12 protein-coding genes and 1 pseudogene are annotated in these 16,468 nt (G+C 34.2%); 9 read left to right on the top strand and 4 right to left on the bottom strand.

Going from position 1 to position 16,468, the window contains the following annotated elements; all coding sequences use genetic code 11:
* The 6 genes and pseudogenes from CQA44_RS09350 to CQA44_RS09320 form a co-directional block, all read left to right on the top strand.
* Positions 1–268: pseudogene (locus tag CQA44_RS09350) on the top strand (tRNA uridine-5-carboxymethylaminomethyl(34) synthesis enzyme MnmG); the annotation flags it as partial.
* A 916-nt stretch (positions 269–1,184) separates the two neighbouring features.
* The gene (locus tag CQA44_RS09340) at positions 1,185–1,991 is read left to right on the top strand and encodes a hypothetical protein (RefSeq protein WP_115546990.1); all 807 of its coding nucleotides are present in this window, start codon (positions 1,185–1,187) and stop codon (positions 1,989–1,991) included.
* Positions 1,992–2,044: 53 nt separating this feature from the next.
* A complete protein-coding gene (locus CQA44_RS09335) occupies positions 2,045–2,386 on the top strand; it encodes a hypothetical protein (RefSeq protein ID WP_115546989.1) in 342 nt (113 codons plus the stop codon).
* 133 nt (positions 2,387–2,519) lie between these two features.
* Positions 2,520–3,311, top strand: coding sequence for a 4-hydroxy-tetrahydrodipicolinate reductase (gene dapB / locus CQA44_RS09330; protein WP_115546988.1), 792 nt, complete (start codon positions 2,520–2,522; stop codon positions 3,309–3,311).
* Between the two features lie 132 nt (positions 3,312–3,443).
* A complete protein-coding gene (locus CQA44_RS09325) occupies positions 3,444–3,944 on the top strand; it encodes a hypothetical protein (RefSeq protein ID WP_115546987.1) in 501 nt (166 codons plus the stop codon).
* Positions 3,945–3,979: 35 nt separating this feature from the next.
* Positions 3,980–7,219, top strand: a complete 3,240-nt coding sequence (locus CQA44_RS09320) for an efflux RND transporter permease subunit (RefSeq protein WP_115546986.1) — start codon at positions 3,980–3,982, stop codon at positions 7,217–7,219.
* Positions 7,220–7,632: 413 nt separating this feature from the next.
* Here CQA44_RS09320 and secF read toward each other — a convergent pair whose 3' ends face one another.
* From secF to nhaA, 4 genes are all read right to left on the bottom strand, one after another.
* Positions 7,633–8,652 carry a protein translocase subunit SecF gene (secF, locus tag CQA44_RS09315; protein WP_115546985.1) on the bottom strand — a complete coding sequence of 340 codons (1,020 nt, stop codon included), beginning with the start codon at positions 8,650–8,652 and terminating at the stop codon, positions 7,633–7,635.
* Between the two features lie 6 nt (positions 8,653–8,658).
* Positions 8,659–10,320, bottom strand: coding sequence for a protein translocase subunit SecD (gene secD / locus CQA44_RS09310; RefSeq protein ID WP_115546984.1), 1,662 nt, complete (start codon positions 10,318–10,320; stop codon positions 8,659–8,661).
* A 210-nt stretch (positions 10,321–10,530) separates the two neighbouring features.
* A complete protein-coding gene (yajC, locus tag CQA44_RS09305; protein WP_115546983.1) occupies positions 10,531–10,827 on the bottom strand; it encodes a preprotein translocase subunit YajC in 297 nt (98 codons plus the stop codon).
* An 80-nt stretch (positions 10,828–10,907) separates the two neighbouring features.
* On the bottom strand, positions 10,908–12,221 hold the full coding sequence (gene nhaA, locus CQA44_RS09300; protein WP_115546982.1) for a Na+/H+ antiporter NhaA: 1,314 nt from the start codon (positions 12,219–12,221) through the stop codon (positions 10,908–10,910).
* Between the two features lie 545 nt (positions 12,222–12,766).
* Between nhaA and gatB the strand changes: the two genes are divergently transcribed.
* From gatB to CQA44_RS09285, 3 genes are all read left to right on the top strand, one after another.
* Entirely contained in the window at positions 12,767–14,200 is a 1,434-nt protein-coding gene (gatB, locus tag CQA44_RS09295) for an Asp-tRNA(Asn)/Glu-tRNA(Gln) amidotransferase subunit GatB (RefSeq protein ID WP_115546981.1), read from the top strand.
* 317 nt (positions 14,201–14,517) lie between these two features.
* Positions 14,518–15,174: a hypothetical protein gene (locus CQA44_RS09290; protein WP_115546980.1), complete on the top strand. Its 657-nt coding sequence runs from the start codon at positions 14,518–14,520 to the stop codon at positions 15,172–15,174.
* A gap of 687 nt (positions 15,175–15,861) precedes the next feature.
* Positions 15,862–16,468 (top strand): fumarylacetoacetate hydrolase family protein (locus CQA44_RS09285; protein ID WP_147289781.1); only part of this gene is annotated, 607 nt, incomplete at its 3' end.

Below are 16,468 nucleotides of genomic sequence, written 5' to 3'. Positions count from 1 at the left end.
GCTTAGAATCATTGCAAAATATCACGATTATATTCGCAAGCAAGAAGAGCAAATTGCTCGCAGTAAAAAGGCTTTGAGTTTGGAGATTCCAAATGGTTTTACTTATCAAGGGATTTCGGGTCTAAGCCTTGAAGTTATCGAAAAGCTAAGCAAATATCAACCAAAAAATTTGCAAGAGGCAGCTTCTATTAGTGGTATAACGCCCGCAAGTTTGGAAGTTCTGGAATTGTATATTATGTTATACAAAAATCACTCTAGCTTGCCATAATTATTTGAGACTTTATAATAACTTAGTTTGTACTTGGTTTGAGAGATACATAACGCTTTTTAACTCATGTTTATCACAATCAAGCCATGCTCCTAACTCTTATATTTGCCTTATTTAAGGTGGTCATCTTATCTTAAATAACAAAAGTCATCAATGTATGGAAGATTAAGCCAATGTAGATTCTCTCTAAACCCAAACACAATGGTATTGAGTAATAAAAAATTCGTAATTGTGATAGCACAAAACAACAAAACAATGTTTTCATCAATAAATCCTGTAATGTTCTTTCTACTTTATCTTAAATTAAAAGCTTGCAAGCTAGCAGCAAAGCTAGATTATATTCTCTCAAAATAGCACACTCTAATAGGCTAAAAGTTTTATGCAAGAAAACTTTAATTTTATTTTTATATAGGCAACTCTTAATGATAAATTCTCACTATACAACGGACATTTAACATTTAGAATCACATTTCTTAAATTTCTTAATAGGTAGAGTTAAAAACTAGAAAAATTTATAATAAACATGCAGAAATAATGAAACAAGCTTTATGACTGCCATAGTAAAAAACTTCCCATACCCTGATTTGCCCATTACTCTAGGTAGAATCTTTCTTAATTAATCTTAATCATCTTAAAACAAATGATTGTCCTTTTAAATCTTAATGGTACTTGCTGTTGGAGGCTTAACTAGAATTGAATGTTTTTAATGAAGTGAGTTCTATAAAATGAGACCTTGCTTTTTGGTACTGACTTATAAAATCCTAGTCAAATTCTGCTCTAAAAATTATGGTATAATGGTTAATGATATTTTTTATTGCGTTGTGGAGATTTTTTCAAACACTTATTGGGTATAGGTGTTTGAAAAAATCTTTGGATTTTATTTATAATTTTGATGCAAAATGTAGAGGGGATAAATATGGCAGTGTTTGAGAAAAAAGTCATTATTGGTTTTATTGCTTCGGTTGTGGGTGTAGTGCATTATAGCTGTGTTTGTCCCAATAATTTGGCGAAAAAGAGTATTCAAGAAAAACAAATCTTTTTGCATTCAGTAGAAAGTCGCAAGGAACTCTATGAATTTTTACAAAAAAATGTAGATAAACCTGTGAAGCTTGATATTGCTTATTGTTATGACCCTAAAAAATCTACGATTGCAAGGGGCGAAAGAGAACCTCTTGTACTTTCTAAAATCTTAGATTATTTTCATTCAAGTTATGATGTTCGTTATAGAGAAAAACTTATTAAGGCGGGAGATACCTATCTTGAGCATTTAGGAGATAGCAAAGAATTTGATTTAGTTGCGGGGGCTTTAGTGGGTAGCATTATCGAAGGACAGGAAGCAATATTTGAAGGTTTGGCACTTGAAAAAGGAGCCTTTGCATATCGAGAAGATAAAGGGTTGTATAAAGAAATTGCAATTCCTTATTCGTCTGAAAAAGGTAAAAAATATATTTGGGGCGTGGGCAGTGGCAAATGGAATAGTGCTTTATATGAAAAGGAAAAGGAAGAGCTATATAAGCAGACTAAAGTATGTTCTACTAGTAATCCTGAATCTGTCATTCCTATAGGATATTTATCAGGCACTTTTTTTGTGCATGATAATGAGGCAGATGGGGAGTTGATGTTTGCCCATAGTGTTGAGCAGCCTTATTCTGAATATTTGGCTTATTATCAAATCGAGCTTGAACCCTTAGATAAAAAGGACTTAGTGCTTAGGAATTATTAGATTTAAAGAAGTGAGATGTGATAAAAAGGTTTAAAGCTAAAGGAGAAATAATAATGAAATATGCAGTAATGGTTGTCTTGATTTTAATGTGTTGCGGATGTGGCAGTGATGAGCCTAGAGATTTAAGAACTGAACTAGAAAAACAGCTTGCTGAAAATCTTAAATTATTGAATAGCGTTTCAGGACAGAACATTCCTAATGAGATAATGCAGTGTGCTGCGAAAGCAGCGACTAAGAGTTTCAGTGATGAAGAAGTAAAGCTGATCATAGATTCTTCATTGAGCGAGCGTTTATCAAATCCACAAAAAATGATGTCTATCCAAGAAAAAATGCAAGATGAGCGATTTCTTGCTCAATTTGTATTGCAATGTGCAAAAGACTTAAAAAGTCGATGATGGACTAAATTTTAAGTTAAGGAGACATGATGATAACACCCAAGCAAGCAGTAGAATATTTTACAAAGAAAAAAGCTCCTATTTATATAGGATAATTGTAGCTTATGAAGAAATACATCACTAAGGAATAAAAATGATAACAATAGGGATTTTTGGAGCAACGGGTCGTGTAGGAAAACTCTTAATTGAAGAAATACTCTCACACAAGAAATGTCAGTTAGCAAGCGTTTATGTGCGCAATGAACTGCAATACAATATCCCCTCAAGCACGCTTGTAACAAGCGATATGTCCTCATTTATAGAATCTAATGAAGTAATTATTGACTTTTCAAGCCCAGAAGCTACTCAATTGCTTTTAGAATCTGTTCTTGATTCCTCTGCAGATTCACAAGACATTCCAGCTTTGGTTATCGGCACAACAGGACTAACTCCAACTCAAAAAAAACTCTTACGAAAAGCTAGCAATAAAACACCTATTTTATATGCAACAAACATGAGTTATGGTATAGCAGTGTTAGAAAAGATAGTCGCCCTTTTAAGTCGTGAATTACGCGATTTTGATATAGAGATTATAGAAACTCACCACAAATACAAAAAAGATTCTCCATCAGGCACAGCACACACTCTTGCAGAGAGCGCATTAAAGGCGCGTAACTTAAATGAAAAATATCTAAAATTTAACAGAGAAGGATTAGCACTTAGGAAAAAAGATGAAATTGGCATGCTTAGTTTACGCGGTGGGGATGTTGTTGGCAAACACACTGTGGGATTCTATGGCGAAGGTGAGTATCTTGAATTAACGCATAATGCTACCTCAAGAGTAACTTTTGCTAAAGGAGCACTTAGTGCTGCATTGTGGCTTGTAGATAAAAAATGTGGATTATATAACATGCGCGATAGATTTGAAATTGCACACTCTGAATAACACAACAAAAAACTCATGCGAATATTATTCTTATGATACAATTCCCAATACACTTACTTTGCATCAAGAAATAAGGAGAGTCTGATATCCAAAAGCCCAAGAATTTCTAAGAATCCTTAAGGAGAAAATACTATGTATAAACAATATCTCAAACCGCTTTTAGCCAGACATGCAAAGGAAATTATAGAAAGCCTAGTACACCATCAACTGCACTTTTATCTGCAATGTGATGTGTCAAAAGTACAGTTTGACCCTATTTTACCCGCAGATATTTCAGATACTTTTCGTCCAATCATTGATTTTATCCTTGCAGGTTATACCTTTGAAAGCATTGAGATTTGGGAAAATGAAATATCTTTTGAAGCTGGCTTTGGTAAAGATAATTTTGCAAGCGTTGTTATTGTTCCTTTTTCTGCTATCATACAGCTTGCTGTACCCACAGATGGAAGTATTGTACGTGACGCTTGTCTCTTTATGAACGCAATAAGTTTATTTGAGCTTGATATTTATAAAGACAAAGAACAACCCAAACATTCTCAAAGTATAGACATTAAAGAGGAAGAAGACGAATTGTTAGCTAGTTCTAAGCAAGCTATACTCTCAAACCCTCATAATCAATTCCTTAAACACTAAATTTCAGCAATATAGAATCACCTCTAGAGTTTTTTATGAAATTTGTGGAATATAGTGTAAAAAATCCTGTCGTAATCTGTGTGGGTGTAATTTTTTTGTTATTATTTGGTTATTTAGCCATTAAGCAAATGCCTTACTCTCTTACTCCAAATATCAGTCGCCCTACTGTGAGTATTATAACTACTTGGAGTGGAGCAACACCCTATGAAATGGAAAAAGAAATCACACAAAGACAAGAAAAATTCCTTAAAAATCTTCCCAATCTCATCACCATGACTTCCACAAGTCGTGAAGGTGTAACAGTAGTAAATCTTGAATTTGAAATCGATACTGACATGAAGAAAGCCTTGCTTGATGTTAATTCTAAACTATCCGAAGTGCGCGGTTATCCCTCCAATATTGATAATCCCGTAGTAAAAGCAACAGGAGAGAGTATCGCTCCTGTAGTATATCTATTCATCAAATCTAAAACCAAACAATCTGTTAAACAATTTTACACTTATATTAACGAAGACATTGTGAAACTCTATGAGAGACTCGAGGGCGTGGGAATGGTAGATATTGTGGGTGGAGTTGCAAAACAGGTACAAGTAATCCTTAATACCAAACAACTTGCCTTTTATCATATTACCATAGAAGACGTTATTACCGCATTACAGAATCACAATATCGATGTTTCCGCTGGTAGTCTTGATTATGGGCAAAGAGCTTATAGGGTACGCACAATTGGCTTATATAAGGATGTTAATGACGTCTATAATACTATCGTTAAAACAAGTGATACCCAAGTTGTCTATCTCCGTGATATTGCTTCTGTTATTGATACCTATGAGCTACCCACCATACCAAATACACACAATAATGACGAAACTATTTCCTTACAAGTGCGCCCCACTGCAAACGCAAATGTTTTAGAACTTATAGAGAGAGTAAGAGAACTCACAGACAAACTCAACAATAATCAAATGAAAGAAAACAATTTGCATATTGATTGGGGCAGAGATAGTGCAGGATTTATCCAAGATGCTATCGCATTGGTACAACATGATATTGCTTTGGGAATCATTCTTGCAGCCTTAGTGCTTTATGCTTTCTTGCGAAGTTTTTCTAGCGTGTTTGTTATTACCGTGATTATTCCTATCTCTATTCTTAGCTCCTTTATTTTGCTGAATCTCATGGATAGAAGTCTGAATGTTATTTTATTGGCAGGTGTTAGCTTTGCCGTGAGTATGATTATAGATTCTAGCATTGTGGTCGTGGAGAATATTCACAGACATTACGGTATGGGCAAGCGCATGTTTGAATCCTGTATAGAAGGGACTAAGGAAGTCTTAGGCGCGCTTTTTGCTAGCACAGTTACCACTGTGGCAATTTTCATTCCTATTATTGGGCTAAAAGATGAGATAGGGCAACTCTTTTCGGATATTGCACTCGCCTCTAGTTCTGCTCTTATTATTTCATTGCTCATTTGTATTGTTGTCGTGCCTAGTCTATACTATAGTCTGACAAAATTCTTACACACCACGCATAAAACAAAAGTACAAGAGCTAGATTCCAGAATCCACTTTATCCAATTTATAGACAATATAAAACGAATTTTAACCCATAAGTTGTTGCAGAAATTTTTATCTAAGAATCTTATCAACAAGATTATGCATCCCAAAGTAATTCTTGATACCTTTCTCTTTACAATAGGACAGTTCTTGTACCGAATCATTACCTGTCTCGTAAAATTCTGCCTTGAGAATGTATGGAGGAGAATTGCTTGTGTTGTTATATTTGTTGCTTTCAGCGTCTTTACTAGTCTTGCATTATTTCCTAAGTTAGACTACCTACCAAAAGGAAGTCAAAATTTTCTTATTGCTTACGTACAAGCACCCAATGGCTTAAGTTATCAAGAAAGACTAAATATATTGCAAGAAATTTATGCCCACCATGCACCCTACATGTCAAGTAATGGATTCATAGGAGATTCTCAATATCCAGCAATTAAGGATTTTTATATCTCTGCAGGAACGACAAGCATTTATTTTTATGCTATTTCTTATGATTCAGAACGCGTCAAAGAGCTTATTCCGCTTATGCGTGAAAGTATAGATTCTATCCCTAATATCAGTGGCACAGTCGTAGAACAAGGTATCTTTAGTAGCAGTGGAATCTCAGAAAATGTTGAAGTCAATATTATAGGCTTCGATATAGAATCTATGATTGAGAGTGCCACTCTTTTTATGCAGCTAGCAAAGCAATATCTCCCCGGTGCTAGAATACGCGCCTTTCCCTCTCTTGATTTAGGCAATAGAGAGATTAATTTATTCCCCGATATGCGTTCCTTGGCAATTAATGGTCTTGATGTAAAAAGCTTTGGAAATATTGTTGATGTTGTAGTTGACGGTAAGAAGATAGGTGATTTTCGCAACGATGAAGGACGTATTATAGACCTAGTATTACAAACTGATAATATGACACAGAGTCCAGAAGATATTTTATATTCTCAAATCTACGCACCGTCAGGGAAAATTATGCCCCTAAGTAGTCTTGCAGATATTCGTCAGGATATGGGGCTTTCTCAAATCAGACATTTTGAGCAAAATCGCAATATTCTCTTTTACATAAACCCCGAACCCTCTATGCCGTTGCAAGAAGTTATCGAAATGATAGAAAATACTATCAAACCCCAAATGGAATCTCAAAATGCACTCAAAGACAATAAAATGATTTTGAGTGGTAATGCCAATAAACTCTATAAATTAGCCACGCATTTAAGTAGTGGCTTTATTCTTGCGTTAGTGATTACCTATTTGCTTTTAACTGCGCTATATAGCAACTTTCTCTATCCTATTATCATTATCTTTACTGTGCCTTTTGCGCTAGCTGGCGGTTTTATAGGTTTGGCATTTGTCAATACGTTTATTGCGCATCAAAATCTTGATGTCCTTACGATGTTAGGTTTCATTATACTTGTGGGTTCAGTTGTGAATAACGCTATTTTAATAGTGTATCAGAGTCTTATCCATTTACATAAATATCAAATGAGTATCTATAATAGTGTGTATGAAGCGACAATTTCTCGCATTCGTCCAATCTATATGAGCATGCTAACAAGTCTTTTGGCTCTCGCGCCTTTAGTTTTTTCTAGCGGCGCAGGAAGTGAAATCTATCGTGGATTAGGAGCTGTGATTTGTGGTGGAATCTTTGTTTCTACAATTATTAGTATTTTTGTGATTCCATCGCTCTTAATGTTTGTGTTGAAACCACCCGATAAAGTCATTGTATAGCTATGATTTTACAGGAATATTTGTAGATAAATCTCATAGGCTTGGATTAATGTTTTCTCTGACAGGATAAACATGCTAAAAAGCCAAATGCAGTGTTTTTGCCTAACCTCAAACAAAGTCATTTTGAAGTTAGCTTGTTTGTTCAAGGTAACTTATCAATATTGAGATTCTATTTCATTAATAATCTATTATAGTAGAGCAAGAAATTTAAGTTTTTTGAATTTGTAAGTGTGGGTAATTATTAGGTTGCAACTTTGTATTCATCATGCAAAGGTTATTGATATTTTATGAGAGATTCTAAGGAACTATTTTACAAATAAGAAAAAGTAATTGTATCAAAATTAAGATTTATAGACGTTCACTTGTAAAATTAGGAATACCAACAAACAAAAGCAATTCCCAAAATATTTCACTTATACTCTACCCCCTTCATAAAGTTTTCTCATACGTTCTCGTTCTTCAGCTTTTTTTACCTTTTGTGTTTCTCGTGCATAATATTTTTCAACCGAAAAACCAAGCAGAATCGCCAACTTTGGTGCAACAAACATAGAACTATAAGTTCCAAAAACAACACCAATCAATAACGGAAGTGAAAATCCTACAATAATTTTACCCCCAAAAATATATAAGGTTAAAACAACAAAAAACATGGTAAGAGAAGTAAGAATCGTACGAGAAAGCGTACGAGAAATTGCTTCATTGATAATTTCCTCAATAGACATTTTTTTACCCTCTAGCATTTTTTCTCTGATTCTATCAAAAACGATAATAGTATCATTGATAGAGTATCCAAGCAATGTGAGGAGCGCAGCTATTACTTCTAAATTTAAGTCAATCTTAAAAATAATAACACTTGCAGCAGTAATCATCACATCATGCACAAGTGTAATAATAGAAGCAAGCGCAAAACGCCATTCATAGCGAAAACTCACATAAAGCATCATGGCGATTGTTGCAAGAATTAGAGAAATGACGGCACTAAGTGCTAACTCATCTCCTACTTTTGGTCCTACAGTATCAAGCTTACGAATTTCAAAATCTCCACTTGGCATAAGTATTTCATGCAATTTGTCAGCTAATATGCTAGAGTGCAAATCTGGGTGAAAGGGAATTTTGATAAGAATTTCTCTGTCATTGCCAAATTTACTCACTTGTGCATTATCAAAGTGAGAATCATGGCTGAGCAAGTTCCTTATTGTTTGAGTATTAGGAATATTACTAGAAGAATTCATATTTTTAGAATCTGCATTACGAGTAGCTTTATCCATATATTGAATTTGGACTGTGCTGCCCCCAGCAAAGTCTATACCGAGATTAAATCCCACACCAAAAAAGAGATACAGAGAAACTAAAGTTAAGAATACAGAAAGTGCTAAACCATATTTACTCCAAGAAACAAAATCAAATATTTTATTGTGTTTAAAAAGTTCCATATTGTCTCACTTTTTAAGTTTTAGATGAATCGATTTTATATCTGAATCTTTTATACCAAACCAAAAATACAATCTTTTACTATTGTCAATACTACGTTCTAACCACAAATAGATTCCATGTGTGCCAATAATAGCTGTAATAATAGACGCAAGAATCCCTATACTTGTAGTAATCGCAAAACCTTTGATTGAGCCAGTGCCATAAATATATAAAAGCAGGGAGGCAATCAAAGAAGTAATATTAGCATCAAAAATTGCCCTAGAGGCATTCGCATAACCTACTTTTAGAGACTTAATAATACTGTGTCCTTCTCGAAGTGCCTCTCTGATACGTTCATTAATAATAATGTTAGCATCAACTGCCATACCCACAGTGAGGACAATACCTGCCATACCGGGTAAAGTGAGTGTAGCACCAAATAATGCCATAACACTAATGATTAATAAAAGATTAATAACTAATGCTAGTGAAGCAAAAACTCCTGCCATAGAATAATATAGGGTCATAAAACCAACAACCAAAATAAACCCTGTAACTAAAGCAATAAAAGCCGCTTGTATAGAATCTGCTCCAAGGCTAGGTCCTACGCTTCGTTGTTCAATCACTTTTACAGGAGCTAGAAGCGCACCTGAACGAAGTGTAATAGCTAAATCATAAGCACTCTGCATAGTGAAATTGCCATTAATAATTCCCTTACCTCCCCCTATTCTTTGTTGGATAGTAGGAGCTGAAAATACTTTTTTATCAAGGACAATAGCCAGTCTGTTCTTAATATTCTCTGCTGTAAAATCTCCAAAGATTTGCGCTCCTTTGGAATTCAGTTCAAAGCTTACGGCTGGCTGCCCATTCTCATCTGTTGCAGTTCTTGCATCTGATAATTCACTCCCATCAAGAATAGGAATTGATTTAAGTGGAAGTTTTGCCCTACCCGTTATATCTTCAGCAAATGGCAATAACACGGAATCATATCGGGCTGCTTCCTCATCGGTAATATGCTCACCATTTGCAATTCTTCGGGCTAAAGATTCATCAACAGCCATAAATTCTAACTTTGCACTTTTTGAGATAAGTTGAATAAGCCTTTCTTGTTCTTCGCGTGTTTTTACACCCGGCATTTCTACGCTGATTTGATTGATACCTTGTCTGGAAACACTAGGTTCTGCTAATCCAAATTTATCCAGACGATTGCGAATGGTGCTGATAGCTTGCTCTAGCGCACTTTTCTCTATCAATCTCTTTTCATCTTGTGTGAGAGTGAGAACATATCGGTTGGCATTTTGTTCTACTTCTATGCCCTGTATTTCTTCGATGATACGATTAAGACCTTGTGCTTTATTGGAATCTAGGAGAGTGAAACTAACTTTTTGTGTGTCTGATTTTAGCTGCGTGATGAGTATTTTTTCTCTTTGAGCATGAAATCTAATATCTGTAAGAATAGTTGTATAACGGCTTGTAATAGCCGCTTTAATATCAACATCAAGCAAAAGACTTAATCCACCCTGTAAATCAAGCCCTAAAGTAATTTTAGGTTTTTTATCAAAAAAAGGATAGGCATCTTTGTCTTGAAAGAATGAAGGAATACTAAAAATAATCGCAAAGAGACTTGCTATTATAAGAATGGCAAGCCGATAATTAAATGGCTTATATACATTACTGTGTTTTGTCATATTGTTCTCTATTATTTTTTGAAGTACGTTGTTTATCTTGTGTTTAGTTTTTAATTTTAAGTCAATCCCCTACACAAATCAATAGTCTCTAATTCAAAAACAGTCAATTATCGTAAGAATCATCAAATATGGGACACGTAAAGCTTGTTCTCAAACTCAAAGCTAACGAATAAAATTTAAATGAACTTTCCACATATTTTATATTATTTATCACTTGGTTAGTTTAGAATCCCCATCATCAGCAAGCTCGATTTTATAAGCTACATAATCTTTAGATAAACGCACTTGATTATCACCCAAGCGAACATTAATAAAATTATCTTCTTGTTTCACCACTTCACACACAAATCCACCGTTTGTAACAATTTTATCGCCTCGTTTAAGGGTAGTTACCATTTCTATATGACGTTTTTTTTGTTGCTGCTGTGGGCGAAAAACCAAAAAGTAAAAAACTAAAATCAGTATAGCCAAAGGTACAAAGGAAATAAATGGCTCAAATTGCTGCATATCAACTCCTAATTTTCAGAATCAAGGGATTCCATAAAACAAACCTCTTGAAATAAGCCTTTAATTGTAACATAAAAGTGTTACTTTTTAATTTTTCCGTATAAAAGTAAGAAAATCACGCCAATGATACATGAAGCGAGCGAAGCAAGTAAAATACTAATCTTTGCTAACTCTTTAGATTCTTCCATGTCGAAAGCTAAAGCTGACACAAAAAGAGACATAGTAAAACCAATACCAGCCAACATACCTGCTCCAAGTATATGTCCCCATGAGATAGAATCTGGTCGCTTTGCAATACCAAGTTTTTCGCAGACAAAAGTAGATATAAATACACCCACTGGCTTACCTATAACCAACCCTAAGAATATTCCCCAAAAGATATGATCAATATTAAAGTCAAAATTAGAAGCCACACTTACCCCAGCATTTGCAAAAGCAAAGAGAGGCATAATAAAATAAGCACTCCATGGCTGTAAGAAATGTTCCAAACGTAAAAGTGGATTTTGCGCGTCAGTAGCAATTCGCTGAATATTGTGAATCATTTCTAGTTGTCCAGAATCTAAGAGAATATTTTCTTTAGAATCTTTAACATAATTGCTTGCCCAATGATTAATGGAATCTTGAAAACGTGAGAAGCCGTGTTTTGCTTTAACGGGAATACAAAAGGCAAGAATTACTGCTGCAATAGTAGCATGCACACCGCTAAGATGAATGGCAAACCACAGTAATACCCCAAAAAATAAATAAACGATAAGACTTTTCACACCTAGGTTATTACAAATAAGCAATAAGATAATAATCACGGCAGAAATACCTAACCAAAAGCCATGAATATCTCCGCCATAGAATAATGCAATGACAATAATTGCACCCAAATCATCGACCACAGCTAAGGTAACTAAAAACATTTTTAATGCTAAAGGAATATGTTTGCCTAACACCATCATGACCCCTAGGGCAAATGCAATGTCTGTTGCCATAGGGATTCCAAACCCATGTGCAGAATTTGTACCTACATTTAATCCATAATAAATAAGACCCGGTACTATCATGCCCCCAATAGCCGCTATCGCTGGGAATGCCGCTTTAGAAAAAGAATTAAGCTCACCAAAAATCATCTCTCGCTTAATCTCTAATCCCACCAATAGAAAGAAAAATGCCATAAAGACATCATTAATCCAATCATGAATAGAGAAGCCAATAAAATAAGTATCAAACTGGAATCCGAACTGCGTATGAAAAAAGTCATAATAAATATGTTTAAAGCTGGAATTAGCCACTATAAGTGCTAAGATAGTAGAGATAGCAAGGAAGATACCACCAAAAGATTCGCTGGTAATAAAGTCAGTAAGTATTTGTGTAATGCCGCCTCTCTTGGTCGCCTTGTTTTGCATAATTTTACTCCTTATCCTGTAATGTATTCAGAATCATACTTAACCTCATACAATTATAGAAAAAAAACTTAAACACTGAAATCATTAAAATTATAAGCATTGAATAACACAAAATTTTTCTAGTTTTAGATGTAATGTCATGAAATGTTGCATGAATTACGATTTTGCAATATTTGTAATCTTAGGTTTTTAATCACAATAAAATATGACTTTTGAAACATAACGAAGAATTAAGAAACATAAGACAAATTAAATTATTGCTTAAAGAGATTGAGAATGTAAATTTTAAATATTCAACCTATGCCTTGATTGCAGAAATTTACTTTTCCACAAAACCATAAATATTAATTTCGACATTTAATCACTAATTAAAGTTTAATGAAGTATGTCTTGTATTGTTTGTAGAGAAATTCAAATTTTACTTATCAATTCTGCTTTTTTATTGTGATTCTTTAGAATCATAGCATTATTTACCTCATATAATTACAATTGCAACTTACATTAAAGATTTAATGATTGGCATTGAATTGATTGAAGGATAAGTTATGAGTAGTTTTGAGACCATTATTGGATTAGAAGTACATGTACAGTTAAATACAAAAACTAAGATTTTTTGTTCTTGTGCAACTAGCTTTGGAGATAAGCCTAATACCAATGTTTGTCCTGTATGTTTAGGATTGCCCGGGGCATTACCTGTGCTTAATAGAGAAGCAGTGAAGAAAGCTATCTCTTTTGGTACAGCTATTAATGCCGTCATTAATCAAAATTCGGTATTTGCGCGCAAAAATTATTTTTATCCTGACTTACCCAAAGCTTATCAGATTAGCCAATTTGAAATCCCTATTGTCGGTAAAGGAAACATTGAGATTGAAGTTAATGGTATCATAAAAAATATAGGCATAACACGTGCACATTTGGAAGAAGATGCAGGTAAGAATATCCATGATGGAAATATCTCTAAAGTAGATTTAAATCGCGCTTGCACACCGCTTTTAGAAATTGTAAGCGAGCCAGACATACGCAGTAGCGATGAAGCTATTGCTTACTTGAAAAAACTACATTCTATTGTAAGATTCTTAGAAATCAGCGATGCGAACATGCAAGAAGGTAGCTTTCGATGCGATGCAAATGTATCCATTCGCCCAAAAGGCGAAACGCAATTTTACACGCGAGTAGAGATTAAGAATCTTAATAGCTTTAAATTTATTCAAAAGGCTATTGAATATGAAGTGCAACGACAATGCAATGCTTTTGAATCTGGTGTATATGCACAAGAGGTTGTGCAAGAAACAAGACTCTTTGATACACAAAAGGGCATTACGAAATCCATGCGAGGCAAGGAAGAAAGTGCAGATTATCGTTATTTTAATGATCCCGATTTATTGCCTGTATTTTTGGATCCTGTTTTGCTTGATGAGGGCAAAAAGATACCTGAATTGCCTGATAGTAAAATTAAGCGATACACGGAAGTATTAGATATTAAAGAGAATGACGCTAAAGTTATTACACAAGATATTGAGTGTGTCAAATATTTTGAATTTCTCGTTGAAAAGAAGATTCAACCAAAAGTTGCATGCACTTGGCTAATAGTAGAACTGCAAGGTAGATTGAAAAATGGTAATACCTTAGCAAATTGCGGAATTACAAAAGAAAATCTGTATATACTCTTATTGCGTCTGCAGGAGCAAAAAATAAGTGGTGCAGGAGCAAAAGTTCTGCTTACTAACTTAGTAGAAAATAGAGGAGGAAATATAGATTCTCTTATCAAAGAACTTGGCTTAGAGCAGATTAATGATGATGACTCAATAATTAAAGTAATTGATGAGATTCTTAGCAACAATGCGGACAAAGTCGCCGAATATAAAGAAGGCAAAGAAAAAATGCTAGGCTTTTTTGTTGGGCAAGTTATGAAACAGAGTAGAGGTATAAATCCACAAAAAGTTAATAGTCTTTTAAAAGCAAGATTGCAACAAAACTAAGTAACAATGACATTGAAATTCTGAAATCTGAAAATTGGAATAAAAATTAGCCATAGGAATTTTGTTTTGATTTGGATTCTAGAGAATCTTCATTATGCTATTTTTGCTAAGGGAATCCTTAATTGACACTTGCAATGTTCAAAATAGTAAAATACCAAATTGAGATTCTTAAGTCATTTGATTCTTTATGAATTTGTGTTGCTAATGGCAATGTAAAAGCAAACTTGACAACCTATATCAAAATATGAATTTGAGATAATTTGACAAGACGGTTTGATAAGCTATCTAAAGACCAGCTTAAGCTTTAAGGGAAAATCATGATTTCAAACATAACGGGGGTAATTATGTTCAGTATTTTATCTCTCAAGACACAATATCAAACACATAAATTAATATTAAGCTTCATTTTATTTTTTTCTTGTTTTTGCCAAGCATCCGACAATGCAGATGCTACAACTAAGCAAAAGCCCTTTCAGCATACGCCATTTTTCTTTTTTCAAGGTGGTTTCGGACTAGCTTTTGACAATTCTGCACAAAATACTGCCACTAAAACGAATGTTATCCCTAGTGTTACCATAGCTTTAGGTTTTAATCATCACTTTCGCATCTATAAAGTATCTGCGGGACTTAAATTCATGGTTGATTATGAAACGGGGCTATCATATTCTGGAGAGAACACTAAAGTTTATAAAGGTGGTGGTGCCTATATGATTCTGTATGGTGGCACTCCAAGCTTATGGAAAATTCCGCCTTTTTTACTTTATGGAGGAGTGGGATATGATTTTTTAGATGTTGGATTCACTTTTTTACCATCTTTTGATACTAACCCTCGAAGCTATAGTTACGGTCCTTCATATCTATACGGGTGTGTTATTGTGCTTAATAGCTTTAGCGGTATTGATATTTCATTTCGTAAGTCAAAAAGCTATAATTTTTCCCCCAGAATCTTTGTTAGCTATGAATTTAGATTCTAATTTACCCTAGCTGAACATCTAGCTCCTAAGATTAAAGAACTCACTAGAGAGCAGTAGCATATAAAGTTACCTTAACACAGTAACTATAGCTTAGTTATTTATCTAGGCAATACTTTGACATGTACATTAACACTGTTTTTAAAATGTGAATTAATACACTCTAGCTTAATTAATGCCATTTAGCACAGAAGTAAAACCCTACAAAGCTTAATCTATCATGTAGGCAATAGAACATAGACAGCTCTTAATCATTTTCTACATTGTCTTTATACAATACAATAAAAGATAGACATTTTGCTAATGGAGCAGAATCTAATATTTGAACGCATTATCTTTTCAATATCTCATTATGAAAACCCCTATACTCAACAGGTGCTGTGCATGGATTCTTAGCACTAACGTTGAACATGATTCGCCTCTATCACACATCGGACACCACTATCTTGTATAATGACTTAACGCTATCCTTGTTATTTTATTACTTAAAGGTGATAGTATTCTATATCGACATTTATGGTTTTAAAGTCTAAGTTATTAGCTTTAAAACCTTCAAACTTAGCAGTAAGTTCAGAAAATTTTGCAATCATAATGGTTATTAATGCTGATGTAGTGTTATCTTGAAAGAACATTCAATAACAATAAAAGTTTGCCATATCGCTATAACACTCCAAAAAAGAAAGGAAAATCATGCAATTAGAAGGAAAACTCATAAGATATTTGGATAAAGGCATAGAATTTTTAGGAATCTTGCAAGAGAAAAATCCCCAAGATACAAACCCTCTAGTCATGCCTCTGGATACAACCAATAACATGAATGAATTTATCGTGCATTTTGAGAGATTTAACCAATGTCTTAATGCAAATAATCCTCTTATCCCCCTCAATAGTGTCAAGATTCTCTCTCCCATTAAGAATCCCCTACAAGATGTTATTTGTTTGGGCATTAATTATATGGAACACGCAGAGGAATCCATGCGCTTTAAAAAAGAAGTATTTGACGGCAAAAGAGATGAGGCAGTATATTTCGCAAAACGTGTAAATGAATGCGCTAATCCCAATGATGATTTTCACATTGCAGGGAGAACCACACAGCTTGATTATGAGGTCGAATTAGTAGTCATCATAGGCAAAGACTGTAAAAATACAACAAGAGAAAATGCGATGGATTTTGTTTTTGGTTATAGCATCGCCAATGATATTTCTGCACGTGATTTACAATTAAAACATAAGCAATGGTATGCGGGTAAAAGCCTTGAGGGTAGTTTTCCTTTGGGTCCTTGCATTGTGCTAAGAG

The organism is Helicobacter sp. MIT 14-3879, from assembly GCF_003364125.1.
The sequence above is the reverse complement of the archived record's forward strand: the minus strand, read 5'-3'. Positions and strand labels throughout refer to the sequence as shown.

Coding starts and splice junctions, on each gene's coding strand:
- CQA44_RS09340 (WP_115546990.1), top strand. CDS start 1,185: ATGGCAGTGTTTGAGAAAAAAGTCATTATTGGTTTTATTGCTTCGGTT.
- CQA44_RS09335 (WP_115546989.1), top strand. CDS start 2,045: ATGAAATATGCAGTAATGGTTGTCTTGATTTTAATGTGTTGCGGATGT.
- dapB (WP_115546988.1), top strand. CDS start 2,520: ATGATAACAATAGGGATTTTTGGAGCAACGGGTCGTGTAGGAAAACTC.
- CQA44_RS09325 (WP_115546987.1), top strand. CDS start 3,444: ATGTATAAACAATATCTCAAACCGCTTTTAGCCAGACATGCAAAGGAA.
- CQA44_RS09320 (WP_115546986.1), top strand. CDS start 3,980: ATGAAATTTGTGGAATATAGTGTAAAAAATCCTGTCGTAATCTGTGTG.
- secF (WP_115546985.1), bottom strand. CDS start 8,652: ATGGAACTTTTTAAACACAATAAAATATTTGATTTTGTTTCTTGGAGT.
- secD (WP_115546984.1), bottom strand. CDS start 10,320: ATGACAAAACACAGTAATGTATATAAGCCATTTAATTATCGGCTTGCC.
- yajC (WP_115546983.1), bottom strand. CDS start 10,827: ATGCAGCAATTTGAGCCATTTATTTCCTTTGTACCTTTGGCTATACTG.
- nhaA (WP_115546982.1), bottom strand. CDS start 12,221: ATGCAAAACAAGGCGACCAAGAGAGGCGGCATTACACAAATACTTACT.
- gatB (WP_115546981.1), top strand. CDS start 12,767: ATGAGTAGTTTTGAGACCATTATTGGATTAGAAGTACATGTACAGTTA.
- CQA44_RS09290 (WP_115546980.1), top strand. CDS start 14,518: ATGATTTCAAACATAACGGGGGTAATTATGTTCAGTATTTTATCTCTC.